The sequence below is a fragment of the Gordonia sp. J1A genome, assembly GCF_055393515.1.
In genome coordinates this window covers 2,317,556-2,343,520 of sequence record NZ_AP041607.1, presented here as the reverse complement: position 1 = coordinate 2,343,520, position 25,965 = coordinate 2,317,556, and the positions used below count along the sequence as shown (strand labels likewise).

At 68.2% G+C, this 25,965-nt stretch carries 26 protein-coding genes; 15 read left to right on the top strand and 11 right to left on the bottom strand.

Features of this window, described 5'->3' with window-relative positions:
• Positions 1-4: 4 nt before the first annotated feature.
• On the bottom strand, positions 5-214 hold the full coding sequence (locus tag ACZ5QD_RS10935) for a hypothetical protein (protein WP_464366743.1): 210 nt from the start codon (positions 212-214) through the stop codon (positions 5-7).
• Positions 215-272: 58 nt separating this feature from the next.
• Positions 273-1,874 (bottom strand): succinic semialdehyde dehydrogenase, encoded by a 1,602-nt coding sequence (locus ACZ5QD_RS10930; protein WP_464366742.1) that lies wholly within the window; start codon positions 1,872-1,874, stop codon positions 273-275.
• 83 nt (positions 1,875-1,957) lie between these two features.
• Between ACZ5QD_RS10930 and ACZ5QD_RS10925 the strand changes: the two genes are divergently transcribed.
• Positions 1,958-2,980: an AraC family transcriptional regulator gene (locus ACZ5QD_RS10925; RefSeq protein WP_464366741.1), complete on the top strand. Its 1,023-nt coding sequence runs from the start codon at positions 1,958-1,960 to the stop codon at positions 2,978-2,980.
• Here ACZ5QD_RS10925 and ACZ5QD_RS10920 read toward each other — a convergent pair.
• Positions 2,946-3,839, bottom strand: coding sequence for an oxygenase MpaB family protein (locus ACZ5QD_RS10920; RefSeq protein WP_464366740.1), 894 nt, complete (start codon positions 3,837-3,839; stop codon positions 2,946-2,948). The two genes, ACZ5QD_RS10925 and ACZ5QD_RS10920, sit on opposite strands and share 35 nt — an antisense overlap.
• A gap of 164 nt (positions 3,840-4,003) precedes the next feature.
• Here ACZ5QD_RS10920 and ACZ5QD_RS10915 point away from each other — a divergent pair, with 164 nt between their 5' ends.
• Positions 4,004-4,579, top strand: a complete 576-nt coding sequence (locus ACZ5QD_RS10915; RefSeq protein WP_464366739.1) for a TetR/AcrR family transcriptional regulator — start codon at positions 4,004-4,006, stop codon at positions 4,577-4,579.
• A 136-nt stretch (positions 4,580-4,715) separates the two neighbouring features.
• Here the strand turns inward: ACZ5QD_RS10915 and ACZ5QD_RS10910 are convergent, their stop codons facing one another.
• The 3 genes from ACZ5QD_RS10910 to ACZ5QD_RS10900 form a co-directional block, all read right to left on the bottom strand.
• Positions 4,716-4,895 carry a DUF3073 domain-containing protein gene (locus tag ACZ5QD_RS10910; RefSeq protein WP_006895729.1) on the bottom strand — a complete coding sequence of 60 codons (180 nt, stop codon included), beginning with the start codon at positions 4,893-4,895 and terminating at the stop codon, positions 4,716-4,718.
• Between the two features lie 168 nt (positions 4,896-5,063).
• Complete coding sequence (gene ygfZ, locus ACZ5QD_RS10905) at positions 5,064-6,236, bottom strand: CAF17-like 4Fe-4S cluster assembly/insertion protein YgfZ (protein WP_045538370.1); 1,173 nt, start codon at positions 6,234-6,236, stop codon at positions 5,064-5,066.
• A 29-nt stretch (positions 6,237-6,265) separates the two neighbouring features.
• Positions 6,266-7,123, bottom strand: a complete 858-nt coding sequence (locus tag ACZ5QD_RS10900) for an SDR family NAD(P)-dependent oxidoreductase (RefSeq protein ID WP_464366738.1) — start codon at positions 7,121-7,123, stop codon at positions 6,266-6,268.
• A 126-nt stretch (positions 7,124-7,249) separates the two neighbouring features.
• Here ACZ5QD_RS10900 and ACZ5QD_RS10895 point away from each other — a divergent pair, with 126 nt between their 5' ends.
• From ACZ5QD_RS10895 to cydC, 5 genes are all read left to right on the top strand, one after another.
• A complete protein-coding gene (locus ACZ5QD_RS10895; RefSeq protein ID WP_433821077.1) occupies positions 7,250-8,104 on the top strand; it encodes an aminodeoxychorismate lyase in 855 nt (284 codons plus the stop codon).
• 98 nt (positions 8,105-8,202) lie between these two features.
• Positions 8,203-9,762 carry a cytochrome ubiquinol oxidase subunit I gene (locus ACZ5QD_RS10890; protein WP_045538367.1) on the top strand — a complete coding sequence of 520 codons (1,560 nt, stop codon included), beginning with the start codon at positions 8,203-8,205 and terminating at the stop codon, positions 9,760-9,762.
• A 12-nt stretch (positions 9,763-9,774) separates the two neighbouring features.
• The gene (cydB, locus tag ACZ5QD_RS10885; RefSeq protein ID WP_278124884.1) at positions 9,775-10,818 is read left to right on the top strand and encodes a cytochrome d ubiquinol oxidase subunit II; all 1,044 of its coding nucleotides are present in this window, start codon (positions 9,775-9,777) and stop codon (positions 10,816-10,818) included.
• Positions 10,815-12,542, top strand: coding sequence for a thiol reductant ABC exporter subunit CydD (gene cydD, locus ACZ5QD_RS10880; protein ID WP_464366737.1), 1,728 nt, complete (start codon positions 10,815-10,817; stop codon positions 12,540-12,542). Before cydB ends, cydD begins: the two co-directional genes overlap by 4 nt.
• The gene (cydC, locus tag ACZ5QD_RS10875; RefSeq protein WP_464366736.1) at positions 12,532-14,184 is read left to right on the top strand and encodes a thiol reductant ABC exporter subunit CydC; all 1,653 of its coding nucleotides are present in this window, start codon (positions 12,532-12,534) and stop codon (positions 14,182-14,184) included. Before cydD ends, cydC begins: the two co-directional genes overlap by 11 nt.
• Positions 14,185-14,194: 10 nt before the next feature.
• Here the strand turns inward: cydC and ACZ5QD_RS10870 are convergent, their stop codons facing one another.
• On the bottom strand, positions 14,195-14,812 hold the full coding sequence (locus tag ACZ5QD_RS10870) for a heme-binding beta-barrel domain-containing protein (protein WP_006895720.1): 618 nt from the start codon (positions 14,810-14,812) through the stop codon (positions 14,195-14,197).
• Between the two features lie 322 nt (positions 14,813-15,134).
• Between ACZ5QD_RS10870 and ACZ5QD_RS10865 the strand changes: the two genes are divergently transcribed.
• Positions 15,135-15,830, top strand: coding sequence for a 3-oxoacid CoA-transferase subunit A (locus ACZ5QD_RS10865; protein ID WP_006895719.1), 696 nt, complete (start codon positions 15,135-15,137; stop codon positions 15,828-15,830).
• A 50-nt stretch (positions 15,831-15,880) separates the two neighbouring features.
• Positions 15,881-16,489: a 3-oxoacid CoA-transferase subunit B gene (locus ACZ5QD_RS10860; RefSeq protein ID WP_464367266.1), complete on the top strand. Its 609-nt coding sequence runs from the start codon at positions 15,881-15,883 to the stop codon at positions 16,487-16,489.
• 46 nt (positions 16,490-16,535) lie between these two features.
• Here ACZ5QD_RS10860 and ACZ5QD_RS10855 read toward each other — a convergent pair whose 3' ends face one another.
• From ACZ5QD_RS10855 to ACZ5QD_RS10840, 4 genes are all read right to left on the bottom strand, one after another.
• Positions 16,536-17,549 carry a hypothetical protein gene (locus ACZ5QD_RS10855; protein ID WP_375003676.1) on the bottom strand — a complete coding sequence of 338 codons (1,014 nt, stop codon included), beginning with the start codon at positions 17,547-17,549 and terminating at the stop codon, positions 16,536-16,538.
• A gap of 174 nt (positions 17,550-17,723) precedes the next feature.
• Positions 17,724-18,029: a DUF1416 domain-containing protein gene (locus tag ACZ5QD_RS10850; protein WP_045538354.1), complete on the bottom strand. Its 306-nt coding sequence runs from the start codon at positions 18,027-18,029 to the stop codon at positions 17,724-17,726.
• A gap of 48 nt (positions 18,030-18,077) precedes the next feature.
• Positions 18,078-18,905 carry a sulfurtransferase gene (locus ACZ5QD_RS10845; RefSeq protein ID WP_006895709.1) on the bottom strand — a complete coding sequence of 276 codons (828 nt, stop codon included), beginning with the start codon at positions 18,903-18,905 and terminating at the stop codon, positions 18,078-18,080.
• 276 nt (positions 18,906-19,181) lie between these two features.
• Positions 19,182-20,096, bottom strand: coding sequence for an LmeA family phospholipid-binding protein (locus ACZ5QD_RS10840; RefSeq protein ID WP_006895708.1), 915 nt, complete (start codon positions 20,094-20,096; stop codon positions 19,182-19,184).
• Positions 20,097-20,188: 92 nt separating this feature from the next.
• Here ACZ5QD_RS10840 and ACZ5QD_RS10835 point away from each other — a divergent pair, with 92 nt between their 5' ends.
• The 6 genes from ACZ5QD_RS10835 to pstB all read left to right on the top strand — a co-directional run bounded on the left by ACZ5QD_RS10835 (position 20,189) and on the right by pstB (position 25,823).
• Entirely contained in the window at positions 20,189-20,914 is a 726-nt protein-coding gene (locus ACZ5QD_RS10835) for a response regulator transcription factor (protein WP_045538353.1), read from the top strand.
• 37 nt (positions 20,915-20,951) lie between these two features.
• The gene (gene mshD / locus ACZ5QD_RS10830) at positions 20,952-21,878 is read left to right on the top strand and encodes a mycothiol synthase (RefSeq protein ID WP_006895706.1); all 927 of its coding nucleotides are present in this window, start codon (positions 20,952-20,954) and stop codon (positions 21,876-21,878) included.
• Positions 21,879-22,013: 135 nt separating this feature from the next.
• Positions 22,014-23,084: a phosphate ABC transporter substrate-binding protein PstS gene (pstS, locus tag ACZ5QD_RS10825; protein WP_464366735.1), complete on the top strand. Its 1,071-nt coding sequence runs from the start codon at positions 22,014-22,016 to the stop codon at positions 23,082-23,084.
• A 113-nt stretch (positions 23,085-23,197) separates the two neighbouring features.
• Positions 23,198-24,160 (top strand): phosphate ABC transporter permease subunit PstC, encoded by a 963-nt coding sequence (gene pstC / locus ACZ5QD_RS10820; protein ID WP_233500186.1) that lies wholly within the window; start codon positions 23,198-23,200, stop codon positions 24,158-24,160.
• A gap of 11 nt (positions 24,161-24,171) precedes the next feature.
• The gene (pstA, locus tag ACZ5QD_RS10815; RefSeq protein WP_006895703.1) at positions 24,172-25,044 is read left to right on the top strand and encodes a phosphate ABC transporter permease PstA; all 873 of its coding nucleotides are present in this window, start codon (positions 24,172-24,174) and stop codon (positions 25,042-25,044) included.
• 2 nt (positions 25,045-25,046) lie between these two features.
• Positions 25,047-25,823 carry a phosphate ABC transporter ATP-binding protein PstB gene (gene pstB / locus ACZ5QD_RS10810; protein ID WP_006895702.1) on the top strand — a complete coding sequence of 259 codons (777 nt, stop codon included), beginning with the start codon at positions 25,047-25,049 and terminating at the stop codon, positions 25,821-25,823.
• Positions 25,824-25,965: the final 142 nt, after the last annotated feature.

Genomic DNA, 25,965 nt, shown 5'->3' with positions numbered 1-25,965 from the left:
CACGTCAACCCGGTTCCACCAGAGCCCGCACGCTGTCGAAGTCGGTGACGTCGGCGACCTGGGTGTCGAGTCCGCCGAAGCGTTCGGCGGTGGCGGCCAGCGCCTGCGGCCGCAGGCCGGCGATCACGGGTCGGGTGCCGCGGCGGACGAGCGCCTCCACCGCCAGCCCGCCGGCATAGCCGGTGGCGCCGAGTACAACGATTCTTCCGGTCATGTGAGCCCTCCTCGGGGGGATGGTAGGTCGCGGTCATCCGCCGGTGCGGGTGAACCGGTCAACGAACGCCGATTCTCTTGAGGGACTTCAGTGCGACCGTCAGCATCGTCGCCCACGCCCGGTGAGAGATGCCACGCGGGGGAGTGAAACCCAGAACTCGCTGGTGAGCGATGGTTTGCGCTTCGGTGTACTTGAGCAGGCCCTCGGATCCGTGCCTGCGCCCTACGCCGGAGTCACCCATGCCGCCCATCGGCGAGTCGATGCTTCCCCATGCCGCGGCGAAGGCATCGTTGACGTTCACGGTGCCGGCGTGCAGGCGTGACGCGACGGCATGGCCGCGGGCCGCATCGCGGCTCCAAACGCTGGCGTTGAGTCCGTACGGTGTGGCGTTCGCGCGCGCGATCGCCTCCTCGACGTCGCTGAAGGAGTAGATCGAGACGACCGGACCGAAGGTCTCGTGATCGTAGAGCGTCATTTCCGAAGTGACGTCGGTCAGAATGGTCGGCTCGTAGAACAGTGGTCCGAGATCCGGGCGGGCCCGGCCGCCGGCGAGGACCGTCGCGCCTTTCGCGACCGCGTCTTCGACGTGCGTTGCGACGGTCTCGAGCTGCGACTGCGTGGTGAGGCAGCCGACGTCGCTCCGGAAGTCGTAGCGTCCGCCGAGTTGCAGTGCGCGGGTGCGCTCGACGAATGCGGCGACGAATTCGTCGCGGACGCTTTCGGCGACGTAGAGGCGTTCTACCGACACGCACAGCTGACCCGTGGATGGGAAGCAGGCGCTGACGGCGCCGTCGGCGGCACGGGCGATGTCGGCGTCGTCGAGGACGAGCATCGCATTCTTCCCGCCGAGTTCCAGCGACGCTCCGATCAGCCGCTCGCCGGCCTCTCGCGCGATGTGCCGGCCTGCTGCGGTGGAACCGGTGAACATCATGTAGTCGGCGTTGCGCATCAGTGAGTCGCCGATGGAGCTGCCGCGTCCGACCACCATCTGCCAGAGGTCGTCGGGCAAGCCGGCCTGATGCATCAGATCGAGGGCCCACAGCGCCGTGAGCGCTGTCTGGGTGTCCGGCTTCTGCACGACGGCGTTGCCTGCGAGCAGTGCCGGGATCGCGTCTCCCGCGGCCATGCTGAGCGGGTAGTTCCAGGGCGAGATGATGGTGACCACGCCCTTGGGATGGCGGAGTTCGGTGGTCCGGGTCAGCAGGGGGATCGCGCCACGACGACGCGCGGGTGCGAGCAGTCGGCTCGCGCTTCGCGCGTAGTACCGGGCGGCGATGGCGATGTCGGTGACTTCGAGGAAGGCGTCGCGCCTGGTCTTGCCGCTCTCGGCTTGGATGAGGTCCATGACCTCGTTCCGACGGTCGAGGACGAGGTCATGGAAGCGCAGGAGAATTCGCTTGCGTTCGCTGACGGGAGTCGCGGCCCACGAGGCCTGGGCGTTCCTGCCGCGGATGAATGCCTCGTCGACATCGGACGGCGTGGAGACCGGCAGGTCGGCGAGGGGCGCGCCGGTGTAGGGGATCGTCGTACCGACGCGCGCGGCTGTCGGAGCCGCCGCGATACGGCTCGTCAGGTGCGCGATGCGGGGCGGCGTCAGCGATGCGGGCAGTCCGAACACTGCGGGTTCGGACGTCGCGGGCGAAGATGAACGGACTGTCATCGGTGGGCTCCCATTGAAGGTTATCGGTGTTAACATACGAAGGTAGCGATGGATGTTAGCACTGTCAACAAGGAGGGTGGGCTGTGGCTGCTCCGGCGTGGAGAAGTCTGCGGCGCGGCACGTCGGGCGGCGTCGCGAGTCTGGTGGAACTCGGCGAGGGTCATGGGCTCGATCCGGCTGACTGCCTGCAGGGAAGCGGACTGCGACAGAGTGACCTGCGTGTCGACGGGGCGGTGGTCCTGGCGGAGCAGGAACTGGCAGTGATCGCCAACATCGTCTCGCTGCTGAACGACCCGCCCGGTCTCGGCATCGAGGCCGGGCGGATGGTGAATCTGGGAAATCTCGGCATCTTCGTGTTCGCGATGCTCTCCAGCGAGACGCTCGGGGACGCGCTGGAGGTGGCGACGACGTTCGCGAGTCTGACCAATACCTACTCCGACCTGTCGGTGACCTACGACGAGAGCGGCTCGGACGTCCGGCTCGAATGCTCGTTCGGCGACGTGAACGACGACGTCCGGCCCTTCATCCTCGAGCGTGATCTGACGGTCATCGCCGGTCTGGTGCCGATGGTGCTCGGCGACGTCGTCCTGCCGCGGGTGGAGGCGGAGGTCGATCGGGCGCGTGGGGCTCTCCTCGCCTCGGTGCTGCCGACGGAGGAACTCGTCTGCGACGCGGGACGCACGGCGCTCGTCGTGCCGCGCGAATGGATGAGCCGCGGCCTTCCCCACGCGGACGCCGAGACCGCACGCCGGTGCATCGCCCAGTGCGAGCAACAGCTCGAGCAGCGCCGCCTCGGTGCGCGGTCGCTCGTGTGGGCGAGGCTGCACGGCAGTGACGAGCCGGTGCAGTCGCTGACCCGAATGGCCGGCGAACTGCACGTCGATCGCCGGACCCTGCAGCGCCGTCTCGCTCGCGAGGGCACCACGTTCCGGGCGTTGCTCGAGGAGTCCAGACGGATCCGCGCCGCCGAGGCGTTGACCGGCACCGACCGCCCGGTGGCGGAGATCGCGGCTGGGCTCGGATACGCCGAGACCGCAGCCTTCACCCGCGCCTTCACCCGGTGGTACGGCGTCACGCCGACCCGCTACCGGGTGCGGAACGCGTGAGCTCGCCCGCGGAGCCTGCGGGCCGGACCGCGGTGTGACGATCGGGGAGCACTTCGCGGACCACGAAGAACGCCGCCCGGACCACGGCTCGCATCGTCGTCGTCACGACGGGCCGCGGCTTCGGCAGGCCGAGCGCCTCGAGTACGTGGTCGTCGTGCAGAGAAAGAATGAGAGGCTTTGCGAGCCAACGGAACCCGCGCGGGAAGACCCGTTCGCCGAACTGTGCGACGAGGGTCTCGCTCACCCGGTGGCCGGCTTCGGAGGGAGCGAACCAGGCGGGGTCGGCCTCGTAGGCCCGCATCGCCCGGATCATGCCGTCCCATGTCTCGGGCATGTCTCGGACGCCCAGATACTCGCCGATCGTCCGCCAATGCCGCACCTGAGCTTCCTTCTCCACGTCGGTGAACCCGGGCGCGCCGACGATCTCGGTGAGGCATTCGATCTGCACGGTGAAGTAGGCGATGGTGTGGATGAAGGTCTCGTTCGACATCGAGTAGTGCCGCGCGTAGCTGTCGTGGATGCGCTTGATCTCGGCGGCGGAGCTGCGGGCCTGCGGGCTCCCCGCACCGTCGTACATCCATCCGGTGAGATAGCGGATGGTGTCGTCGGTGCGCCGGTCGCCGTGGTGATAGACCTTTCCCTTCCCGTCGCGATCGACGGCGGCGGCTCCTTCGAGCTCACCCATCACCCGCATGAGGGACACGGTGAACAGCAATTCGAGGAAGACCCGTTCACCGACGGGCGGAAGCAGCGACTCGAGCGTCAGTCGGACGATCCGTTCGCTGTCGGCGACCGGGTCGAGGGTCGCGATCTCGCGGCGTATCCATTTGCGGGGAACTGCTCGGCGGGTGTTCGTCATGTCAGTCGACGCTAGTGGCGGCCGGGGCGGCACTGAAGGCTGCGAGGCGACCGGTATTTGATACTTTGCGACACTCCGTGACGCTCGCGGCGGTGCCACGGCCTGCGGTGGCCGGGTCAGGCACAGACGAGTCGAGACCGCGGCGATTGTTAGGGTTGTTGACTGTGCCGACCTCGTACCACCACGGTGACCTGCCCGCAGCGCTCGTCCGGGCGGCGGTGGAGATTCTGGAGGAGGGCGGTGCAGGCGACCTCTCGCTCCGCGCGGCGGCACGGCGCGCCGGCGTGTCGAACGCGGCACCGTACCGTCATTTCGCCGATCGGCGCGCCCTTCTGTCCGCCGTGGCCGCGGTGGGATACCGGGACCTGGCGATCGAACTGGCCGCAGTTCATCCCGCGCCCGCATCCGCGGACGATCTGGCCGACGTCGGGATCGCATACGTACAGTTCGCGCTGTCGCGGCCGGGCCTGTTCCGGGTGATGTTCGCCGAGCCGTGCGACCCGGCCGATGAGGAACGGACCTCGGCCGCCGAGACCATCAACGCGTACGTCGAATCCATCGTGGCGCGGGTCTTCCCCGATGCCGAGCCCGAGCCGATGGCCGTCGCAGTGTGGGCGCTCGTGCACGGCCTGGCGTTCCTGTATCTCGACGGCAAGTTCGATTCCGGAACGCCGGGCGACGTGGACGAGCGAGTGCGCGCGGCGGTTCACGCGGTGCTCTCGGCGACCCCGCAGACATGACGACCCCGCGGGTCGGCGCGACGCGAGAAACCCCGCGTCGCAGGACGACGCGGGGCTCTACGAATGTCAGGCCATCAGCCTGGGCATGAGCGCCCGGGCTGACCGCCCGTACGAGCGGGTGCGTGCGACAGCGCCGTCAGGCGTGTCGCCACTCCTCTTCACTGTTCCAGCTCTCGCTGTCCGACCACGAGTCGTGGGACTCTTTCCTGCCACCAGAGAGTTCACGCTGGAGACTATCGAAGTCGGTACTCGGAGCGGAGTACTTCAGCTGACGTGCAACCTTCGTCTGCTTTGCCTTTGCCCGGCCGCGGCCCATGTGGGACCCCCTCGCACAGTGACGGGGCGGCCATCGGTGTGGCGGCCCCGTTCTATTCGTTAATAGTTTTCGTACCGACAGTCTAGCGCGGAGTACGGATTAAGTCTCATCGCCTGACCGTCGAACATCGAAAACGCTCGAACCAGCGGCTTCCCGTGGCCGCACGTGTCAGCCGCGGCCCCGCAGACGGTCGACGGCGGCGCGGCCGGGCGGCACTTGGTCGTCGGGCGTGTACAGCACGGGGTCGATGCGGGCGGTCGCGGAGGTGTCGGGCGAGGCGGCATCGCCGACGACGAGTTCGGCGTCGGCCGGAACGTTGCGCTTCACCAACGCGAGCGCGATGGGACCGTTCTCGAAGTGATCGACGACGGTGCCGACCCGGCCCACGGTCCGGCCGCCGGCGCTGACCTGATCGCCGGTCGCCGGGCGGTACGCGGAGCTGCCGTCCAGATGCAGCAGCACCAGCCGCCGCGGCGGGCGGCCCAGGTTGGCGACGCGGGCGACCGTCTCCTGACCGCGGTAACAGCCCTTGTCCAGATGCACGGCGCCGGCCTCGTCGGGGCCGCCGATCCAGTCCACCTCGTGCGGAATCGTCCGCTCGTCGGTGTCGATGTGCAGCCGCGGTCGCAGGGCGTTCACCCGCAGCGCTTCGTAGGCCCACATGCCGGCCGGCGCGGCGCCCGCCTCGGTCAGCAGTCGCCACCACTCTCGGAGATCGGGTTCGGGGACGATGAGATCGACCACAGGTGTCGAGCCGTTCTCGCCGATCCGCGGCATCACGCGCCAGAAGCCGAGCGGCTCGTCGTCGTGACGGAGCTCAGGCAGGTCGCCGGCCTGGTAACGCTCGGCGTCGGGCGGGAGCGCGATCGCCTCGGCGACCGGGCCGGTGAGGATGTCGGGACCCAGCAGGGTCAGCACCGCCATGTCCGGGCGCGCTGTCGGCGTCACCTTGGCCCAGAAGACCATTCTGGTCAGGAATTCGGTGAGCGCCTGACCGCGCGCGGCCTCGGTGTCGATCCATGTGGTCTCGTCGATGTCGGTGAGGACGAAGTGGTCCTCCACCCGTCCGTTGCCGTCGAGCGAGAGGTTCTCGGCACTGCGCCGATCGCCGAGCGCGGTCAGATGCTGCGAGGAGATGGTGTGCAGCCAGGTGAGCCGCTCCGGGCCCGACAGTTCGATCACGGCGCGATCGGAGCGGTCGACAATGGCCGCGCCGCGTGTCGCCGCCCGTTGCTCGCCCAGCGGGTCGCCGTAGTGCCAGGCCACGCCGGGACTCGGGTCTCCCTCCGGAGTGGGGACGGCACTGGGATGCGAATTGAGGATCGGCGACACGGAGGTCATGTCCCGAGTGTACGAGGCCGCCCGCTGGTTCAGTCGATGACGGCAGAGGAGAATTCGGGTGGGTCGCCGAGGAAGGGCCGATGCGACGGGGGAGTGCTGCCATCGACGTCGGTGATCCCGTACTCTTGCGCGAGCTCCGCAGCCACCAGCACCCGCCCCGAGTACTTCATCCGTTCCCGATCGCGGGACAGTGCGTCGATCACGCGTCCCGGGAACTCCACCGACTCGGTGGTCGCGACCAGCCCGTCGTAGAGGTCGGGCCGGGCACTGAAGGCGGCCATGTTCACCTCGGTCTTGAGCAGCCCCATCCACAGTGAGACGACGGCGACGTCGAAGGGCTTGAAGTCGACAGCCATGTCGTGCGCCATCTTGTCGACGGCGGCCTTCCCGGAACCGTAGGCCGGACCGTGCATGTAGCAGGTGCCGCCGAACGAGGAGGTGTTGACGACGAGCCCGCCGCCGGACTCGGTGAGGAGCGGCGCCGCGTAGTAGGTGGCGACATAGGTGGAGCGCAGGCCGACGCCGTGCAGGCTCAGGAGGTCGAGTCCCTTGGTCCAGAACGGTCCCTTGTCGGTGAGCCCGGCGGGCAGGGCGATGGCATTGTTGACCAGGACGTCGAGCCGTCCGTGGTCGTTGCCGATCCGGTCGAAGAGGGCTTGGACCCGAGTGTCGTCGTCGTGGTCGACGGCCACCGCGATTCCCGTCCCGCCGCGCTCATCGATCTCAGCCGCGGTCTGGGTGATGGTGCCCGGCAGACTGGTCTGCCCGGCGGCCGTGGTGCGTCCGGTCACGTAGACGGTGGTACCCGGCCGTGCGAGCGCGAGGGCGATTCCCTTGCCCGCTCCCCGGCTGGCGCCGGTGACGACGACGATCCGTTCATTGCTCATCTGTCGGTGGTACCCGGTGTCGGACGCATTCGCCAAGGGATTCTCTCGATGAGCGGAATGTCGGCACGCAGATTCCGGCGCGCGGAATTCAGCCGGCCGCACGCCGTTCCATGACATCGTTGTCGCATGCCAGTCGTCCTTGTGTCGCCTGAGGGCGAGGTCGCTGACCCGGATTCACCCGTCCTGCACGCGGACGATCTCGGAATCGTGCACGGCGACGGGCTCTTCGAGACCATGCTCGTGCGCGAAGGGCGAGTCTGCGGGCTCGACCGGCATCTCGCGCGGCTCACGGCGGCCGCGCCCGTCGCCGGCCTGCCCGCGCCGGATCCGGGGCGAATCGAGGCGATGGTGCGCACGGGCGTCCGCGAGTGGCGGTCGGTCCATGCCGGTGAGGGCATGCTGCGGCTGGTGTACACGCGTGGACGCGAACACGATCCGTCGGGTGATCCGACCCTGTACCTGACGATCGCGCCCGTCCCGGACCGCGTCGAGTCCGCTCGGCGGCACGGCGTCCGCGCGCTGACGCTGCCGACCGCGTATCAACCCGGGCTCGCCGCCACGTCGCCGTGGCTGCTCTCCGGGGTCAAGTCGCTCAGCTACGCCGCCAACATCGCGGCCCTGCGTCACGTCCGCGGACTGGGCGTCGACGACGCGATCTTCGTCTCGGCGTCGGGCACGGTGCTGGAGGGTCCGCGCAGCACGGTGGTCGCGGTGATCGACGGCGCACTCGTGACGCCTCCGCGCGACGACGGCGTGCTGCCCGGAACCACACAGGACGCATTGTTCGAACTCGCCGAGAGCGAAGGGATCGGGACGGACCAGCGGCCGTTGACCGTCAAGGAGGTGTACTCCGCCGACGAGGTGTGGCTGCTGTCGTCGGTCACCCTCGCCGCGCGTGTGCGCGAACTGGACGGGCGGGCCTGCGGAGCCGGATCGGTGATCGACGTCGCTGATCTGGTGCACAGGTCAGCGGGGTCATAGGCCCAAAGGCCGTTGCCTGCATCACGCACGCTTTACAACTGAACAAGGGCTACTACCGTGTGTAGTAACGCCCATCCTCGGGACGAATTGAGGTCGCAGTGAGTGTTGTAGACATATCCAGATGGCAGTTCGGTATCACCACCGTCTACCACTTCATTCTGGTGCCGCTGACGATCGGCCTCGCGCCGCTCATCGCGATCATGCAGACGGTGTGGCACCGCACCGGCAACGAGCAGTGGCTCCGGGCCACCAAGTTCTTCGGCAAGATCTTCCTCATCAACTTCGCCCTCGGCGTCGCGACCGGCATCGTGCAGGAATTCCAGTTCGGCATGAACTGGAGCGAGTACAGCCGGTATGTGGCCGACGTCTTCGGCGCACCGCTCGCCCTCGAAGGGCTGATGGCCTTCTTCCTCGAGTCCACGTTCATCGGTCTGTGGATGTTCGGCTGGGGACGGCTCTCGCGCCGGCTCCATCTGGCGTGCATCTGGCTCGTCGCGATCGGTGTCAACGCCTCCGCCTACTTCATCATCGCGGCCAACTCGTGGATGCAGCACCCGGTCGGCGTCGAGTGGGATCCCGAACGCGGACGGCCCGCGATGAACAACTTCATCGCAGTGATCACCAACAACACCACGCTCGTCGCGTTCCCGCACGTCATCATGGGCGCCCTGCTGACGGCGTCGACGGTGGTCGCCGTGGTCGGTCTCTGGTGGATGGCGCGCAACACCTACCGCGCGTCGAAGATCGAGGAAGCCGCCAAGATCGGTGACGAGTCGATCATCCCGGCGACCACGTCGCCGAGCCAGGTCGGTGCGTCGCCGGAGAAGCTCCGCCACGACAACGCCACCCTGTGGAGACCGGTGAGCATCTTCGCACTCTGGGTGATCATCGGCTCGGGACTGGGATTGTTCATCACCGGCGACATGCAGGGCCAGCTCATGTTCAAACAGCAGCCGATGAAGATGGCCGCGGCCGAGTCGCTCTGCGAGACCGAGACCGGAGCGTCCTTCTCCGTGCTCAGCATCGGACGGCAGAACAACTGCGACAACATCGAGCACATCATCACCATTCCGAACATGCTGTCGTTCCTGTCCGACCACAGCTTCGACTCCGAGGTGAAGGGCGTCAACGAGCTGCAGAAGCAGTACCAGGAAGCGCTGAACATGCCGGGCCAGAACTTCGCGCCCAACCTGTTCGTCACGTACTGGAGCTTCCGCGCCATGATCACCTGGGCGCTCGGCTCAGTGGTCGTCGCCTTCGGCGGACTGTGGTTCCTGCGGAAGAAGCGCACGGAGGTTCCGAGGTGGTTCGGGCGTCTGGCGCTGTGGATGCTGCCGACTCCGTTCCTGGCGAATGCGTCCGGCTGGATCTTCACCGAGATGGGCAGGCAGCCGTGGGTGGTCGTCCCCAACTGGGCCGACGCCGACGGAGATCCGCTCAGGATCCACATGCTGGTGCAGGACGGCGTCTCGAACCACACACCGCCCATGGTGTGGGCCACGCTGATCGGGTTCACGCTGCTGTACGGCGCGCTCGGGGTGGTCTGGTTCTACCTCGAACGGCGCTACGTGATCGAAGGTCCCAGCGACAAGGACGCCGCAGCGCCCGACGTCGGCTCGGACGACGACGAATCCGCCGAACTCTCGTTCGCGTACTAAGAGGAGCATCCGATGAGTCTTGAGAACTTCTGGTTTCTGGTCATCGCGGTCCTGTTCACGATGTACTTCGTCCTCGAGGGCTTCGACTTCGGCGTCGGCATGCTGATGTCCTTCCTCGGACGACGCTCCGAGCCGGACGGCGACAAGCGCAGGCGAGTGCTGCTGAACACCATCGGACCGGTGTGGGACGGCAACGAGGTGTGGCTGCTCACCGGCGGCGGCGCGCTGTTCGCGGCCTTCGGCGGCTGGTACGCGACGATGTTCTCCGCGTTCTACCTGCCGCTCTTCCTGATCCTGATCGGCCTGATCGTGCGCGTGGTGGCCATCGAGTGGCGGGGCAAGATCAACGACCCGCGCTGGCGCTGGTGGTGCGACTTCGGCATCGGACTCGGATCGTGGATCCCGGCGATCCTGTGGGGCGTGGCATTCGCGAACGTGGTGCGCGGACTGCCGATCGACGCCGACCACCAGTACACGGGCGGCTTCTTCAACCTGCTGAACCCGTACGCGTTGCTCGGCGGCGCGACCACCCTGCTGGCCTTCCTCACTCACGGTGCGGTGTTCGTCGCGCTCAAGACCGCCGGGCAGATGCGTGACGATGCGCAGACCTTCGCGGCCCGGCTCGCCGTGCCGACCGCCGTGGTCGCAGCGGTGTTCCTGATCTGGACGCAGCTGGCGTACGGGCACGCCTGGACCTGGGCGATCGTCGTGGTGGCCGCTGTCGCGGCGGTGGGCATGGTGATCGCGACGGCCGCACGGCGCGAGGGCTGGGCGTTCGTCGCCACCTGCATCGCCATCGCCGGAACCGTGGCGATGCTCTTCGCGTCGCTGTTCCCCGCGGTCCTGCCGTCCACCACGGACGCCGCGTACGACCTGACGATCGCGAACACGTCGTCGAGCCACTACACGCTGGTCATCATGACGTGGGCCGCGGCGATCATGACACCGGTGGTCATCGCCTACCAGGCCTACAGCTACTGGGTCTTCCGCAAACGGCTGTCGGTGGACCAGATCCCGCCGTCGGTGGGCCTGCCGCTGCAGAGCTCCGGTAAGTGACCGAGCCCCGGACCACGTCTCGTCGCCGCCCGCCGCTCGACCCGCGACTGCTCCGCGCGTCGCGGTCGGCGCGGCGGTACGTCGTGGCCTCGGCGGCGTTCGCGATCGGCAACGTCGTCGCGGTGGTCGCCTCGGCCATCGCCCTGGCCGGCCTGCTGTCGGAGGTGATCACCGATCCGGCGGCGCGCGGGTTCGCTGCTCAGTCGGTGCACCTCACGGTGCTCGCGGTGGCACTGACCGCCCGCGGCGCGATGAGCTACTTCGGTGATCGGGTGAGCCGGCGCGCCGCTCACGCGACCATCGACGAACTGCGCGTCGCAGCGCTCGACACTCTCACCGATCCCGGGCAGACGAGTCCGCGGCGGTTGCTCGACGAGCGCGAGCACGCGCTGACGGTGGTGCTGCGCGGACTCGACCGGCTCTCCGACTACCTGTCGGGGTATCTGCCGGCCCTGCTGTCGACGGTCGTCATCACCCCGCTCATCGTGGTGGTGGAACTGTGGACCGACCCGATCTCCGGCGTCATCATCATCGTGACCCTGCCGCTCATCCCGGTGTTCATGGTGCTCATCGGACTGGTCACACGAGACCGCACCCGGCGGAAGCTGGCGGCGATGAGCCGGCAGAACGCACAGCTGGTGGACCTCATGACCGGATTGCCGACGCTGCGTGCGCTCGGTCGTGCACAGGGGCCGGCGGGGCAGGTCGCCGAGCTGGGGGAGCGTCTGCACCGCAGCACGATGGGTTCGCTGCGGATCGCCTTCCTCTCCGGGGCCGTCCTGGAACTTCTCGCCACTCTCAGCGTGGCCCTGGTCGCCGTCAGTATCGGATTGCGGCTCGTCTTCGGTGAGATGAGCCTGTACGCGGGAGTGCTCGCATTGGTGCTGGCGCCCGAGGCCTACCTGCCTCTGCGCCAGATCGGCGCGCAGTTCCACAACGCCGAGGACGGTGTCGCGGCGGCGGATGACGTTCTCGATCTCATCGAGTCCGGACGCGCTGCTTCACGTGGAACAGCGCGCGCAGCCGCGAGAGGCGAGCCCGAGGCGAGCAGTCGGCCCGGTGAGGTCGGCGTCACGGTGGAACTCGATCGGCTCGGCATCCGCGGCCGCGACGGCTGGGCGCCGCGGGGCCTGTCGGCGACGGCGCGGCCCGGAGAACTCACCGTCTTCACCGGCCCCAACGGCGCGGGCAAGTCGACCGTGCTGGCCGCGGTGCTCGGACTTCACACGCCCGACGAGGGGCGGGTGCTGATAGCCGGTCGCGACCTCGCCTCGCTCGATCGGGACGCCCACTACGGTCGGCTGGTGTGGCTGCCGCAGCATCCGGTGATCGTCCCCGGAACCGTGGCCGAGAACCTGGATCTGTTCGGCGAGCTGCCGAAGGAAGCCGTCGCCGAAGCGATGCGCGCCTCGGCCTTCGACGAGGTCCTCGCCGATCTGCCCGACGGAATGGACTCGGTGCTCGGCTCCGGCGGCGCCGGACTGTCGGCGGGCCAGCGACAGCGACTGGCGCTGACCCGAACGCTGGCCTCACCCGCGCGGCTGCTGTTGCTCGACGAGCCGACGGCGCATCTCGACGAGGGCACCGCCGGCCGGGTGATCGCTGCACTCGTCGACCGCGCGAGAGCAGGCGACACGGTGATCGTCGTCTCGCATCAGAAAGGCGTTCTGTCGGCGGCCGACGCGGTCGTCGACTTCGCGAAGGAGCTCTCCGATGGCCGCTGACCGCTCGCGCGATCCGATGCTCGCCGCCCTCGCCTTCACCGGAATGCGCGGGCGCGTTCTGGTGATCCCGATCCTGCTCGGCGCCGCCGGAGCGCTCTCGGCGCTCGGGCTGGCGGCACTGTCCGCCTGGCTGATCACGCGCGCGTGGCAGATGCCACCGGTGCTCTACCTCTCTGTCGCGGTCACCGGGGTCCGGGCGCTCGGCATCTCACGCGGCGTGTTCCGCTACGTCGAACGGCTCGCCACGCACGACGTGGCACTGGCGGCGATGGCCGACGCACGCACACGGATGTACCGGGCGCTGGCGCAGGGCTCGCCGGGCTACACCGTCGGCCTCCGGCAGTCGGAGCTGATGGCGCGTACCGCCGACGACGTCGATGAGATCGGCAGTGCGGTGATCCGCGGGCTCGTCCCGATGGCGGTCGGGGCGGTGACATCGGTGTCGGCCGTGGCGATCATGGCCTTCGTCTCGATTCCCGCCGCGATCGTGCTCGCGGTCGCATTGCTGGTGAGCGGTGTGCTCGCGCCTTGGCTGGCCGCGCGCGGGGCGGCCGATAAAGTCGCTGCCGCCGCGCGCGCCCGCGACGATGTCGTCGAAGCCACGTCGTCACTGCTGTGGCACGGCCCGGAACTGGCGGTCGCGGGGGTGCGCCGATCCGTGCTGGGGACGGTCGCCGCAGCCGATCGCCGTGCCGCGGACGCCGAGAACGCCGGTATGCGCCGGCAGGCGGCGGCCCAGGCGGTGACGCCGATCTCGATGGGCGTGAGCGTGGTCGCTGCGGCGATCATCGCGGTGCAGCTGGCGTCCGGGCTTCCCGGATCGCTGGCCGACGTCGCGTCGGGCACGGGTGTGACGCCGATGGTCTTCGGCATCCTGTTGCTTCTGCCGTTGTCGTCGTTCGAGACGACCGCACCGCTCACCGAAGCCGGCATGGCGTGGGAGAGCGGCCGCCAGGCCGCTCGGCGGGTGCTGGCACTCGTCGACGGCGCATCCGACGGTGACCGCGAGGCCGCCGACCCGGTCGTCGACCCGCGTCCGGTGACCCTGACTGCGGAGTCACTGCGGTGGGGATGGACCACCCCGCTGGGGGAGACGGACGACTTCCGCGTGGGCCCCGGGGAGCGTCGGGTGGTCGTCGGACCGAGCGGTGTCGGCAAGTCGACGCTGCTGATGACCTTGGCGGGGCTGCTCCCGCCGCTGTCCGGGACGGTGAGCGCCGGCCCCGGGGAACTACGCGAGCACGTCTGCTACTTCGCCGACAACGCGCACGTCTTCTCCACCACCGTCCGGGAGAACCTCCATGTGGCACGCGGCGACGTCTCGGACGACGAGATGCGCGCAGCGCTCGAGAGGGTGGGGCTGGGTGAGTGGCTCGGCGGTCTGCCAGACGGGTTGGGAGAGAAGCTGACCGGTGGGGGCGGAGCGTTGTCGGGCGGTCAGCGGCGCCGACTGCTGCTGGCGCGGGCCCTGCTGCACCCGGCTCCGGTGGTGCTGCTCGACGAACCGACCGAACACCTGGATGCGGGCGATGCGGAGCGAATGCTGTCGCTCATCTGCGGTGATCTCTTCGGCGAGCGCGCCGTGGTGGTGGTGACGCACCAGGACGTGTCACGGATCGACGTGCCGGTGGTGCGGTTGTGAGACCCGAGGGTCAGCCGACGACGCGGCGGAGCTTCGCGGACAGTCGCGGCGTCAGTTCGCCCTCGGCGTCGACGCGCTCCTCCACGTAGGCAAGGTCGCCGTCGGGGACCAACCCGAACAAGCGCTTCGCTCCGCCGGTGTGCGACCCGGTCTCGGAGCGGATGGTGACGTCGGTGGTGAGATTCCACGACGTCTGAGTGAGCGGACGGCCGTAGTAGAGCTCGATGGAGCCCTCGGCATGGGTCAGCAGCAATTCGATCTCGTCGTCCTCGCTGATCCGCCAGAAGCCGGACTCCCGGAGGTCGGGCCGCACGTACGCGCCGTCGTCGTCGATGACCCAGGATCGGGCCTGCCAGACGAGGTAATTGCCGCCGTCGTGCGAGACGATGATCTGCTGACCGAACTGATAGTCGTCGCCGGTCACCGGATCGTGCCCTTCGCCCTGTCCCTCCCAGACGCCGACCATCGGCAGGAGAGCGAGCAGGCCGGAATGGAGATCGGGACCCTCGCGGAGGTTGGCGGTGTCCGGAGGAACGGGCAGATCGCCGACCGGCGTCAGGTTCTTACCTGCGGTCTGCTGAGCGCGTTGCTCGGCGTCGGAGATCGCTTCGTTCCCGGAGCGCGTCATGACTCGTCGTTGACCAGTCGGTAGACGGTGTACAGCGCGAACCAGATGATCAGCAGCGAGGCCAATCCGAGCAGGATTTCAAAGAAGAGGACCACGCTGCCGATAGTACCGCGCGCCGGTGGCGTCACCGAAACGAGTCGTCCGACTGCTTCCTAGATCACAGTGGTCGCCACGCTCGCCGAATAGTGAAATCCATCAGGTATCAATAGTGCCTCAATGAGTAATTGCCAGTCTGAATCGGGAGGCATAGCGTCGTAGGGGTAGCACTCGGACCGCCGGAACGGAACGCGTCCCGACGGCCGACCGACCGAGGAGGGCACCAGTGAGCGCCACCGTCTTCTGCGGAGACGTCGACGAAGCCGTGGCCGGCATCGCCGACGGGTCCACCGTTCTGATCGGCGGATTCGGACTGGCGGGTATGCCGTTCGATCTGATCGACGCGCTGATCCGGCAGGGGGCCACAGACTTGACGGTGGTGAGCAACAATGCGGGCAACGGCGACCACGGACTCGCCGCGCTGCTCGCGGCCGGCCGGGTCAGGAAGATCCTCTGTTCCTTTCCCCGGCAGTCGGACTCCTGGGTCTTCGACCGCCTGTACCGCGCGGGCGAGATCGAGCTCGAAGTGGTGCCGCAGGGCAACCTCGCCGAACGGATGCGGGCGGCCGGTGCGGGCATCGGTGCGTTCTACTGCCCGACGGCGGTCGGCACTCCGATCGCCGAGGGCCGGGAGACCCGCGAGATCGACGGTCGGACGTATCTGCTGGAGTACCCGATCAAGGGCGACGTCGCTCTGATCGGCGCGCACCGCAGCGACCGCGCGGGCAACCTCGTCTACCGGAAGACCGCACGCAACTTCGGGCCGGTCATGGCCGCGGCCGCCGCGACCACCGTCGTCCAGGTGGACGAGGTGGTGCCGGTCGGCGGCATCGATCCGGAAACCGTCGTGACGCCCGGCATCTACGTCGACCGGGTGGTCGCGACTCCCACTCGCCGATTCGCCGTGGAGGGCGCACGATGACCGATCGACTGATTCACGCTTCCGGGGCGCTTCGGAGGGCCGACGCGCCGATGACGAAGGAGCGTCTCGCTGCGCGTATCGCCGCCGACATCCCGGCCGGCTCCTACGTCAACCTCGGCATCGGTCAGCCGACCCAGATCGCCGACCATCTCGACCCCGGCGCCGGAATCACCCTGCACACCGAGAACGGGATGCTCGGGATGGGGCCGCAGGCGACGGGTGACGATGTGGACCTCGGCCTCACCAACGCGGGCAAAGTACCCGTCACCGAGTTGCCGGGCGCCTCGTACTTCCATCACGCCGACTCGTTCGCGATGATGCGGGGCGGCCACCTCGACGTATGCGTCATGGGCGCCTTTCAGGTCTCCTTCGGCGGCGACCTGGCGAACTGGAGCACCGGTGCGCCGGACGCGATCCCGGCGGTCGGCGGAGCGATGGACCTCGCGATCGGCGCCAAGCAGGTGTTCGTGATGATGACTCTGTTCGCCCGCAACGGTGATCCGAAGATCGTGCCGCAGTGCACGTACCCGCTGACCGGACTGACGTGCGTCGATCGCGTCTACACCCCGGAGGCCATCATCGACGTCGGGGACGACGGCGCACAGATCGTCGAGACCTACGGTGTCGATCCCGTGGAGCTGCTGGACCGGTTGACGTAGCTCTCGTCGGAGAGTGCGGCTGTCCGCTCAGTTCGCGCGGGTCCGCTCAGTCGCTCACCGAGCGGAAGCCGCTCGCTTGAGCGGATTCCCATTCGCGTACACCGTAGGTCGGTAGGTGCTGCTGGAGGAGCCGCACCAGCGTGCGCTTCTGAAGATGCTCCCATCGCCATCGGACGACGCCGAGGCCCAAGCCGCGAAGAGCATCCTCTCTGATCTTCTCGCGGATCACGATGTCGCCCGCGTCCTCGTCCGTGTCGATGACCTCCCTGCGGTACTTGCCGAATCCGTCGAACTCGCCGATGACCAGTCCGTCCCAGTCGTAGTCGCAGATCGCGAGATGCCCATCGGGCAAGACGTACTCCGACTGCAGCTTCGGCGCGGGGACACCGGCTTCGATCATCTGTGCCCGGCTCCACGACTCCCCGGGGTTCGCTGACAGCCCGCTCGCGAGGCTCAGTGCGAATCTGGCTCTGGCGACACCGCGCCGGGGCATCGCGAGTCGTCGTTCCAGGTCGGCTCGGGACACTCCGGCGCGTAGCGCACCGTCGAAGACCGTCAGGATCTTGGCGAAGTCGGTCTGGCTGAGCGCGACGTCGACGGCGGTGCGGGGGAGATTCGTCAGGCGCAGTCGGCCGATTTCGATGACGTCGTCGTCGGCGACCAGACCCGAATGGATCATCCGTTCCCTGGTGCTGTTGCCGCCGCCGCTCCGGCCGTTGGTGAGGTGAACGAGCCGCCGATCGGGGAGCAGCAGGTCCAGCCCGAGGATCGCCGCGGCCGACTGATGGCTGACGACTCGACCGTCGCTTTCGCGACGGGCCGCTGCGGCTCCTGCCGCCAGACATCGGAACCGATAGTGCTGACGGGCCGCTGCGCTGGGCTCGGCGGGATACGCGCTCGCCAAGGCGAAAGCGCCGCGCCCGACGTCGTAGATCCGGCGTTCTCGACGGGCCTGTCTCAGCTCCAGCTCGGTGACACCGCAGTCGAGGGCGTCGGCACGCCAGATCAGTCCGTGTTCGTCGATAGGCCACATATGAATTGGACGCAGGCGCCGACGCATCGGTTCCGTTGTTCGCGACGTGGCGGGGTATTCGCTCAGTTGAGCGGTGAACGCGCGGTGAGGGAGCGAGCGTCGGCCGGTGAACTGAGCGGATGCTGCGTAGATTGCCGCACAGACGACGAGGCCCCGGTCAGCAGCAGCGGACCGGGGCCTCGTCGAACAGCTACGCGCGAATCACTTCGCGACGGTGACGTCCTGGTTGTGGACGCCCGGCCCCTCGGGCGAGACGGTCACGTCGCCGTTGCCCTGCGAGCTCAGCGCGCGCAGAGTCCAGGTGCCCGGGGCGGCGAAGAAGCGGAAGTCGCCGGTGGCCGAGGCGACGACCTCGGCGGTGAACTCGCCGGTGCCGTCGAGCAGACGGACGAAGGCGCCCGCGACGGGGTTGCCCGAACCGTCCACGACCTGACCGGTCAGGACGGTCTCCTTCTCAGTGTCGACGCCGGCGGGGAGGGTCTGACCCTGCTTGGGTGCTGCGCACATGTCACTAGTCCTCTCAGAGACTGTCGATGGGGGAGTTTGCGGGGCGGCTCAGCGCTCGATCGGAGCGCCGACCAGCGAGCCGTACTCGACCCAGCTGCCGTCGTAGTTCTTGACGTTCTTCTTGCCGAGCAGTTCCTGAAGGACGAACCAGGTGTGGCTGGAGCGCTCGCCGATACGGCAGTAGGCGATGGTCTCCTTGGCGTCGTCGAAGCCCTTGTCCGCGTACAACGCGGTGAGATCTGCGTCGGACTTGAAGGTGCCGTCCTCGTTGGCGGTGGTCGACCACGGGATGTTGATGGCGCCCGGAACGTGACCGCGCTGCTGCGCCTGCTCCTGCGGCAGGTGCGCCGGAGCGGCGATCTTGCCGGAGAACTCGTCGGGGCTGCGGACGTCGACGAGGTTCTTGGAACCGATCGAGTCGATCACCTCGTCGCGGAAGGCGCGGATCGAGTTGTCGGCGGCCTGGGCGACGTAGTCGGTGGCCGGGCGGGTCACAGCGTCGGCGCTGAGCGGACGGCCGTCGAGCTCCCACTTCTTGCGGCCGCCGTCGAGCAGACGGACGTCCTTGTGACCGTAGATCTTGAAGTACCAGTACGCGTACGCGGCGAACCAGTTGTTGTTTCCGCCGTACAGGACGACGGTGTCGTCGTTCGCGATCCCGCGCTCGCTGAGCAGTGCGGAGAAGCGCTCGGCGTCCAGGAAGTCGCGACGCAGGCCGTCCTGCAGGTCCTTACGCCAGTCGAGGCGGATGGCGCCCGGGATGTGGTTGCTGTCGTAGATCGAGGTGTCCTCATCGACCTCGACGAACACGACCTTGTCGGTGTTGAGGTTCTCTTCAGCCCAGTCAGCGCTGACGAGCACATCGGAGCGTGCCATATTTCGGTTCCTTTCGAAATGATCACCGCGCGCGGCGTGAGGCCGCGCCAGACGGCGAGTTCGTCGCACTGGGCGACGGGTGTTCCGGGCCGGGGACGGCGGTCGTCTGCGACGAGACGGTGGAGGATGCGGCTGAGATCGTCAGCGGTGCATCACACCCGGTGCGTCACCGGCAAGCGACAGCAGCAGTCGACGACGCGACAGAGGTCGATCGCCAATCGGCGGGTGAGCATCAGCCCACGTCGGTGCTGCATGGACCCGACCCTACAACAGAAATCAGGGCCTGCTCGGGAGCGGTTTCGCGTAGTCGACGGCGCGCACCGACACCGGTCCGGTCTCGCTGACGGCCACAAGGTCGCTTCCCCTGCTCAGGGCATGTTTCGCGGTGGTTCCCCAGGCCATCTGGAGGGCCGGAAGAGTGGTTGAAAACCTTTTTAATACCGCTGATCGAAATTCCTCTGGGACGTCGGCGGAGTAGTGCTCCTCGGGTCCGGTGTAGAAGTCGGTGGCTTCGATGCGGACACGGCCGTCGACCACCGACACGCGAGCCTTCACGCTCACCTTGACCTTCGGCGCGGTGTACTTCGCGGCCGACGGGGGATAGCCGTTCTGCGTCTCCGGCGAGCCGGGCAGAGGGACGGTTCCGCTCAGCATGATGCCCTCGGTGCGCTCGAGCAGGCCGTCGCCCGGCCCGCCGCCGCCCACTTTGTCCTCGGGAGCCGGGGTATTGATGTAGAGATCGACGATCCCCATCAGGCGTCCGAGGGTGGGGGAGTTGATTCGTGTCTCGGTCCGCATCGACTGCGCCCGCAGCTCCGTCCGCGGGCCCAGATCGCCGGTGGGGCCGAGGTCGGTGCTCTGCAGCCGAGCGTCGACTGTCGAGGTGCACACCGGCACGCCGGAGCAGCCCTCGATCGGGACGCCGTCGGCGCTGATCAGCACCGAGCTGAAGTTCCCCTCAGAGCGGTGCGCGAGGAACGGGAAGCCGGCCATGATCACATCCGGTTCGAAGGGGACTCCGGGTGAGGCCTGGACGGCGCGTGCGAGGCGGTGCTCGGCGCGGGACGCCGCGAAGTCGTCGGCGATCAGCGCCAGGACGCCCACGACGACGAGGACGACCGCGATCCAGGCACCGATTCGCAGGTACCGGCGGGACGCGGGTTTCGGGGGGTCGTGGGCGGTGAGGAGCATCGGCGCTATTCTGTCATCTGATAACCGGGTGCTGCGACCAGCGTCGATCGACAGCCCACAGTGCTGAGGCCACGACGAGATCGGAGTGGTGTGTGGACCTGTTGCTGCTGACCGAAGAGCAAACTGCCGAAGCCGTCCTGGGATCGCTCTCCCTGCTGTCCCATCAGGTGGCCGTGCTGCCTGCCCAGACGTCCTCGCTGGTGCAGCTGGGCGAACCACAGGTGATCCTGGTGGACGCGCGCAGCGATCTCGCGGGTGCGAGAACCATGTGCCGGCTGGTGTCGGACACCGGCACCGCCCCGGTGGTGGCCGTCGTCGGCGAGGGCGGACTGGTCGCGGTGAACGCCGATTGGGGCGTCGACGACTTCCTGCTGCCGGCCACCGGACCCGCGGAGCTCGACGCCCGGCTGCGCCTGGTGTCGACGCGCGTGACCGGTGGCGTGGACGAGCAGCCGGACAAGGTGACCCTGGGCGAGTTGGTGATCGATGAGTCCACCTACACGGCCCGGCTGCGGGGCAAGCCGATCGATCTCACGTACAAGGAGTTCGAGCTGCTGAAGTTCCTCGCGCAGAACGCGGGCCGGGTCTTCACCCGGGCCCAGCTGCTGCACGAGGTGTGGGGTTACGACTACTTCGGCGGCACCCGCACAGTCGACGTCCACGTCCGGCGTCTGCGAGCCAAACTGGGCAGTGATCACGAGTCACTGATCGGCACCGTGCGCAACGTCGGGTACAAGGCTGTGCGGCCGACGCGCCGGGGCGACCGCGACGGCGGCGACACCGCCGGCGACGACACCGAGCAGGACGAGACAGGGTAGGACGAGTGGTCGCCGGCTGCCGATACATTGGACTGTGATGAATGAGCAGATCCGGCACCGCGTCGTCTCCGACTCCCTGACCGCCGACGACTCGGCGTTCGCGCGCGAGGTGTGCGAACGCGCCGAACGCGTCGACGGTATCGCGCCGCTCGCCGAGCAGGCGCGCCTCGCGATCGACTCGGGGGCGGACCTGCATGTCCTCACCGATCATGGATACGCCAACGTCCTCGCGGCGCGCGACGGCGGCGCGGCGATAGTGGAAGCGGTGGTGGACCCCGACCACCGGGGCCACGGGGAGGGTCGTGCTCTCGTGGACGCCGCCCTGACCGCCGCCGGCGATCTGCCGGGCTCGGAACCGCCGCAGGTGTGGGCGCACGGCGACCTGCCCGCGGCCGCCGCCGTCGCCGCGGCACTCGGTCTGGTCCGTGCCCGCGAACTGCTGCAACTGCGCAGGCCCGTGGCACAGCCGCTGCCCGATCTCCCCCGGCGCGAGGACATCGCGCTGCGTACGTACGCGGGACCGTCCGACGACGCGGAGATCCTCCGGGTGAACAACGACGCCTTCTCCTGGCACCCGGAGCAGGGCGGATGGACGCTGCGCGACATCGCCGCCCGCACCGGCGCGGACTGGTTCGATCCCGACGGTGTATTCCTGGCGTTCGACGCCGCCGACCCGGACGTCCTGCTGGGATTCCACTGGACGAAGATCCATCCCGCCGCCGACGGAGCCGCGCCCCTCGGCGAGGTGTACATCGTCGGCGTCGACTCCGCCGCGCAGGGCCGTGGCCTCGGCGCGCTGCTGACGCTCGCCGGCCTGCGCTATATGGCCGACCTGCGCCCCGGCGGCCGCGGGCTCGACGAAGTGGAGTTGTACGTCGAGGGCGACAACTCTGCGGCGTTGCGCACGTATTCGCGGCTCGGATTCACCCGGTACACCGCCGACATCGCCTATCGCCGGGGCTGAACCCGGCGTCAACCAGCCGTTCATTTTCGTGCCCGGACTGTTACCCGGGCCGTCACTCGCCGGTCGCTCTGTCCTAACCGGGCGTCGATAGTTTCGCCTCGATACCTGAACAGATCGAAAGGCACCCCGACTCCCATGAGCGCGTCCCCGAAGCTCGTCCGCACCGCAGGCGCCGCCGTTGCCGGCATCGCCGCGGCCTCCCTCGTCCTCACCGCGTGCGGTGACGGCGACTCCTCGTCCGGCACCGTCACCGGTGAAGGGTCCACGGCCCAGCAGAAGGCCATGGAGCACTTCTCGCAGGTCCTCACCGACAACGGCGGCGTCATCCTCGACTACACGGGCTCCGGCTCCGGCGACGGAATCAAGAAGTTCATCTCGGGCGACGTCGACTTCGCCGGCTCCGACTCGCCGCTCAAGCCGGCTGAGGCCGCCGACGCCAAGAGCCGGTGCTCGGGCAACGAGGCCTGGCACCTGCCGCTGGTCGCGGGCCCGGTCGCGATCGCGTTCAACCTTCCCGGTGTGGAGCAGCTGAACCTCAACGCGCCCGTACTCGCGAAGATCTTCGACTCCAAGATCGCCAAGTGGAACGATCCCGCGATCGCTGCGCTCAACCCGGGCGTCAAGCTCCCGGCCACGGCCATCGTGCCGGTGCACCGCAGCGACAGCTCCGGCACCACCGACAACTTCACGCGCTACCTGAACACCGCCGCACCGGCCGACTGGCCGTACGAGCACAGCAAGGAGTGGGCCGGCCACGGCGGCTCGGGTGCCTCGAAGTCGACCGGCGTCGGCGACACGGTCAAGAAGACCGAGGGCTCGATCAGCTACGTCGAGTGGGGTTTCGCCACCGAGAACGAGCTGAGCGTGGCGGCCGTCGACTTCGGCGCCGGACCCACTCAGCTGACCAAGGACACCGCCGCGAAGGCTCTCGACGCGGCTCAGTTCGTCGACCCGTCCAGCAAGAACCTGGTGGTCGACACCGACGCCCTCTACCGACTCAAGGAGACCGGCGCCTACCCGCTGGTGCTCACGACCTACGAGATCGTGTGCTCCACCGGCTACTCGGACTCGGCGGTCTCCGACAACCTGAAGTCCGCGTTCACCACGATCCTGGACAAGGGCCAGGACGGCCTCGACAAGCTCGGTTACGTCCCGCTGCCTGAGGCCTTCCAGGCCAAGCTGCGCGGAACGATCAACGCGCTGTGACTCGCTCGGACACTCCCGTGACCTCCCGCGCAGATGCCGACGGGGACCCGGCCGTGTCCGAAACGCCCGTGGCCGGCGGAACCCCGTCGCCGCGGGCGGCCGGTGAGCGATCGCTGACTGCCGAGTCGGGCCCCGCGTCCGGCTCGGCGGTCAGCCGTCTCGGCGACCGCGTCATGTCGTCGCTCGCCACCGGCTCGGGCCTGTTGGTCTCGATCGTCATCGGGCTGATCGCGCTGTTCCTGCTCATTCAGGCGGTCCCTGCGCTCGCGAAGAACACCGTCGGCTTCTTCACATACACCGGGTCGTGGGTGGTGGCGGGCAGTGAGATCAAGTTCGGCATCCCCCAGCAGCTCTACGCGACGGTGCTGGTGTCGGTGATCGCACTGGTGATCGCGATGCCCGTGGCGCTCGGCGTGGCACTGTTCGTCAGCGAGTACGCGCCCAAGCGGCTCGCGACGGTGATCGCGTACGTCGTCGACCTGCTGGCCGCGATCCCGTCGATCGTGTACGGCCTGTGGGGAATCCTGGTGCTCGGTCCGGCGATGGTGGGGCCGAACCAATGGCTGGTCGATCACCTCGGCTTCCTCCCGTTCTTCCGGCAGCCGGCGAACGTCGCGAACATGTCGACCGGCGGCACCCTCCTCACCGCGGGCATCGTGCTGGCGATCATGATCCTGCCGGTGATCACCGCGGTCACCCGCGAGGTCTTCGCGCAGACGCCGCGAAACCAGCGTGAGGCCGCCCTGGCCCTCGGCGCCACCCAGTGGGAGGTCGTGCGATACGCGGTCCTGCCCTTCGGCCTCTCCGGCTACATCAGCGGCGCCATGCTCGGACTGGGCCGTGCGCTGGGCGAGACGATGGCGCTGCTGCTGATCATCTCCACGGCCGGACCGATCAACTTCAACCTGATGGAGAGCGGTCAGACGCTGGCGACCGTGATCGCGAACAACGCGGCCGAATTCGACTCGCCGATCAAGACCGGCGCCTACATCTCAGCCGGTCTGGTCCTGTTCGTCTTGACCTTCCTCGTGAACGCCGCGGCCCGCGGTGTGATCGCGCGCAGGGTTCGAGGCTGAGGAATCACGATATGGAACTGACACAACTCTCGCCGCGCCGGAAGGTCGCCGACACGACCGTGCGCGGCGCGGTGATCGCCGCGGTGGCCGTGGCGGTGCTTCCGCTCGGCTGGCTGGTGTACACGCTGATCGCCCGCGGCATCGGACCGGTGCTCGACATCGACTGGTGGACGCGATCGGAACGCTACGGCGGCGCGGCCAACGCGATCGTGGGGACGCTCGTACAGACGGCGATAGCGGCGGCCGTCGCGATCCCCTTGGGCGTGCTCGTCGCCGTCTATCTCGTGGAGTACGCGGACACCGGGAAGAGGCGCGGACGGTTTTCGCTCGTGCGCGTCACCACCTTCATGGTCGACGTGCTCTCGGGTGTGCCGTCGATCGTCGCCGCGTTGTTCATCTACGCGGTCTGGCGGACCACCCTCGATCTTCCTCGTTCCGGCTTCGCGGTGGCGCTGGCGCTGGTGCTGCTGATGGTGCCGCTGGTGGTCCGGTCCACCGAGGAGATGCTCAAGATCGTCCCGCAGGACCTTCGCGAGGCCGCATACGCGCTCGGCATCCCGAAGTGGAAGACGATCCTTCGGGTGGTGCTGCCCACGGCGATGTCGGGGATCATCACCGGGATCATGCTGGCGGTGGCCCGCGTCATGGGCGAGTCGGCTCCGGTGCTGATCCTGGTCGGCGCCACCCGGGCGATGAACCCGAATCCGTTCTCCGGCAACCAGCAGTCGTTGCCGCTCATGATGCTGCAGGAATACAACAAGGGGCCCAGCGGCTACGAGACCGTCTGGGGCGCCGCGCTGACGCTGGTGATCGCCGTCGCGATCGTCTACGTGCTCGCACGAGTGCTGTCACGGTTCACCGGGCCCCGAATGGAGAGAAGCTAGACATGGCCAAGAGTCTGACCATCGAGGATCTGAACGTCTACTACGGCGACTTCCACGCCGTGAAGGATGTCTCCCTGACGATCGCGCCGAAGTCGGTGACCGCCTTCATCGGTCCGTCGGGGTGCGGTAAGTCCACCGTCCTGCGCACACTCAACCGGATGCACGAGGTGACGCCAGGGGCGTACACCACCGGGTCGGTGAAGCTCGACGAACTCGACCTGTACGGCAGGGGTGTGGACCCGGTGGGGGTGCGAACCACCGTGGGCATGGTGTTCCAGCGGGCGAATCCGTTCCCGACCATGTCCATTCGCGACAACGTGGTGGCGGGGCTCAAACTGGCGGGCGTGCGTGACAAGGCCAGACTCGACGACGTGGCCGAGGCCAGCCTGCGCGGGGCCAACCTGTGGAACGAGGTCAAGGATCGGCTCGACAAGCCGGGCGGCGGACTGTCCGGCGGCCAGCAGCAGCGGCTGTGCATCGCGCGGGCCATCGCGGTGTCACCGCAGGTGCTTCTGATGGACGAGCCGTGTTCGGCGCTCGACCCGATCTCGACCCTCGCGATCGAAGATCTGGTGGCCGAGCTGAAGAACAATTACACGATCGTGATCGTCACGCACAACATGCAGCAGGCGGCGCGGGTGAGCGATCAGACCGCGTTCTTCAATCTCGCCGGTGCGGGACGGCCCGGGGAACTGGTGGAGGCCGGCGCCACCGCCGACATGTTCTCGAATCCGGTTCGGAAGGAGACCGAGGACTACATCTCGGGACGGTTCGGATGACGGTGCGCGTGCGCGCCCGGTACGGCTCTCGAGGCAGCATCCCCCGGATCTGACATCGACCGGTCGGATCTCACACCGACGGATACGACGGCGACCCCGGCCACTCTCCGCAGATAGTGGCCGGGGTTGCCTTTTGCCTAGC

Bases quoted from the DNA above. Each gene is read 5' to 3' on its own strand.
- ACZ5QD_RS10935 (WP_464366743.1), bottom strand. From the start codon at position 214: ATGACCGGAAGAATCGTTGTACTCGGCGCCACCGGCTATGCCGGCGGG.
- ACZ5QD_RS10930 (WP_464366742.1), bottom strand. From the start codon at position 1,874: ATGACAGTCCGTTCATCTTCGCCCGCGACGTCCGAACCCGCAGTGTTC.
- ACZ5QD_RS10920 (WP_464366740.1), bottom strand. From the start codon at position 3,839: ATGACGAACACCCGCCGAGCAGTTCCCCGCAAATGGATACGCCGCGAG.
- ACZ5QD_RS10910 (WP_006895729.1), bottom strand. From the start codon at position 4,895: ATGGGCCGCGGCCGGGCAAAGGCAAAGCAGACGAAGGTTGCACGTCAG.
- ygfZ (WP_045538370.1), bottom strand. From the start codon at position 6,236: ATGACCTCCGTGTCGCCGATCCTCAATTCGCATCCCAGTGCCGTCCCC.
- ACZ5QD_RS10900 (WP_464366738.1), bottom strand. From the start codon at position 7,123: ATGAGCAATGAACGGATCGTCGTCGTCACCGGCGCCAGCCGGGGAGCG.
- ACZ5QD_RS10895 (WP_433821077.1), top strand. From the start codon at position 7,250: ATGCCAGTCGTCCTTGTGTCGCCTGAGGGCGAGGTCGCTGACCCGGAT.
- cydB (WP_278124884.1), top strand. From the start codon at position 9,775: ATGAGTCTTGAGAACTTCTGGTTTCTGGTCATCGCGGTCCTGTTCACG.
- cydC (WP_464366736.1), top strand. From the start codon at position 12,532: ATGGCCGCTGACCGCTCGCGCGATCCGATGCTCGCCGCCCTCGCCTTC.
- ACZ5QD_RS10870 (WP_006895720.1), bottom strand. From the start codon at position 14,812: ATGACGCGCTCCGGGAACGAAGCGATCTCCGACGCCGAGCAACGCGCT.
- ACZ5QD_RS10860 (WP_464367266.1), top strand. From the start codon at position 15,881: ATGACGAAGGAGCGTCTCGCTGCGCGTATCGCCGCCGACATCCCGGCC.
- ACZ5QD_RS10855 (WP_375003676.1), bottom strand. From the start codon at position 17,549: ATGCGTCGGCGCCTGCGTCCAATTCATATGTGGCCTATCGACGAACAC.
- ACZ5QD_RS10850 (WP_045538354.1), bottom strand. From the start codon at position 18,029: ATGTGCGCAGCACCCAAGCAGGGTCAGACCCTCCCCGCCGGCGTCGAC.
- ACZ5QD_RS10845 (WP_006895709.1), bottom strand. From the start codon at position 18,905: ATGGCACGCTCCGATGTGCTCGTCAGCGCTGACTGGGCTGAAGAGAAC.
- ACZ5QD_RS10840 (WP_006895708.1), bottom strand. From the start codon at position 20,096: ATGCTCCTCACCGCCCACGACCCCCCGAAACCCGCGTCCCGCCGGTAC.
- mshD (WP_006895706.1), top strand. From the start codon at position 20,952: ATGAATGAGCAGATCCGGCACCGCGTCGTCTCCGACTCCCTGACCGCC.
- pstS (WP_464366735.1), top strand. From the start codon at position 22,014: ATGAGCGCGTCCCCGAAGCTCGTCCGCACCGCAGGCGCCGCCGTTGCC.
- pstA (WP_006895703.1), top strand. From the start codon at position 24,172: ATGGAACTGACACAACTCTCGCCGCGCCGGAAGGTCGCCGACACGACC.
- pstB (WP_006895702.1), top strand. From the start codon at position 25,047: ATGGCCAAGAGTCTGACCATCGAGGATCTGAACGTCTACTACGGCGAC.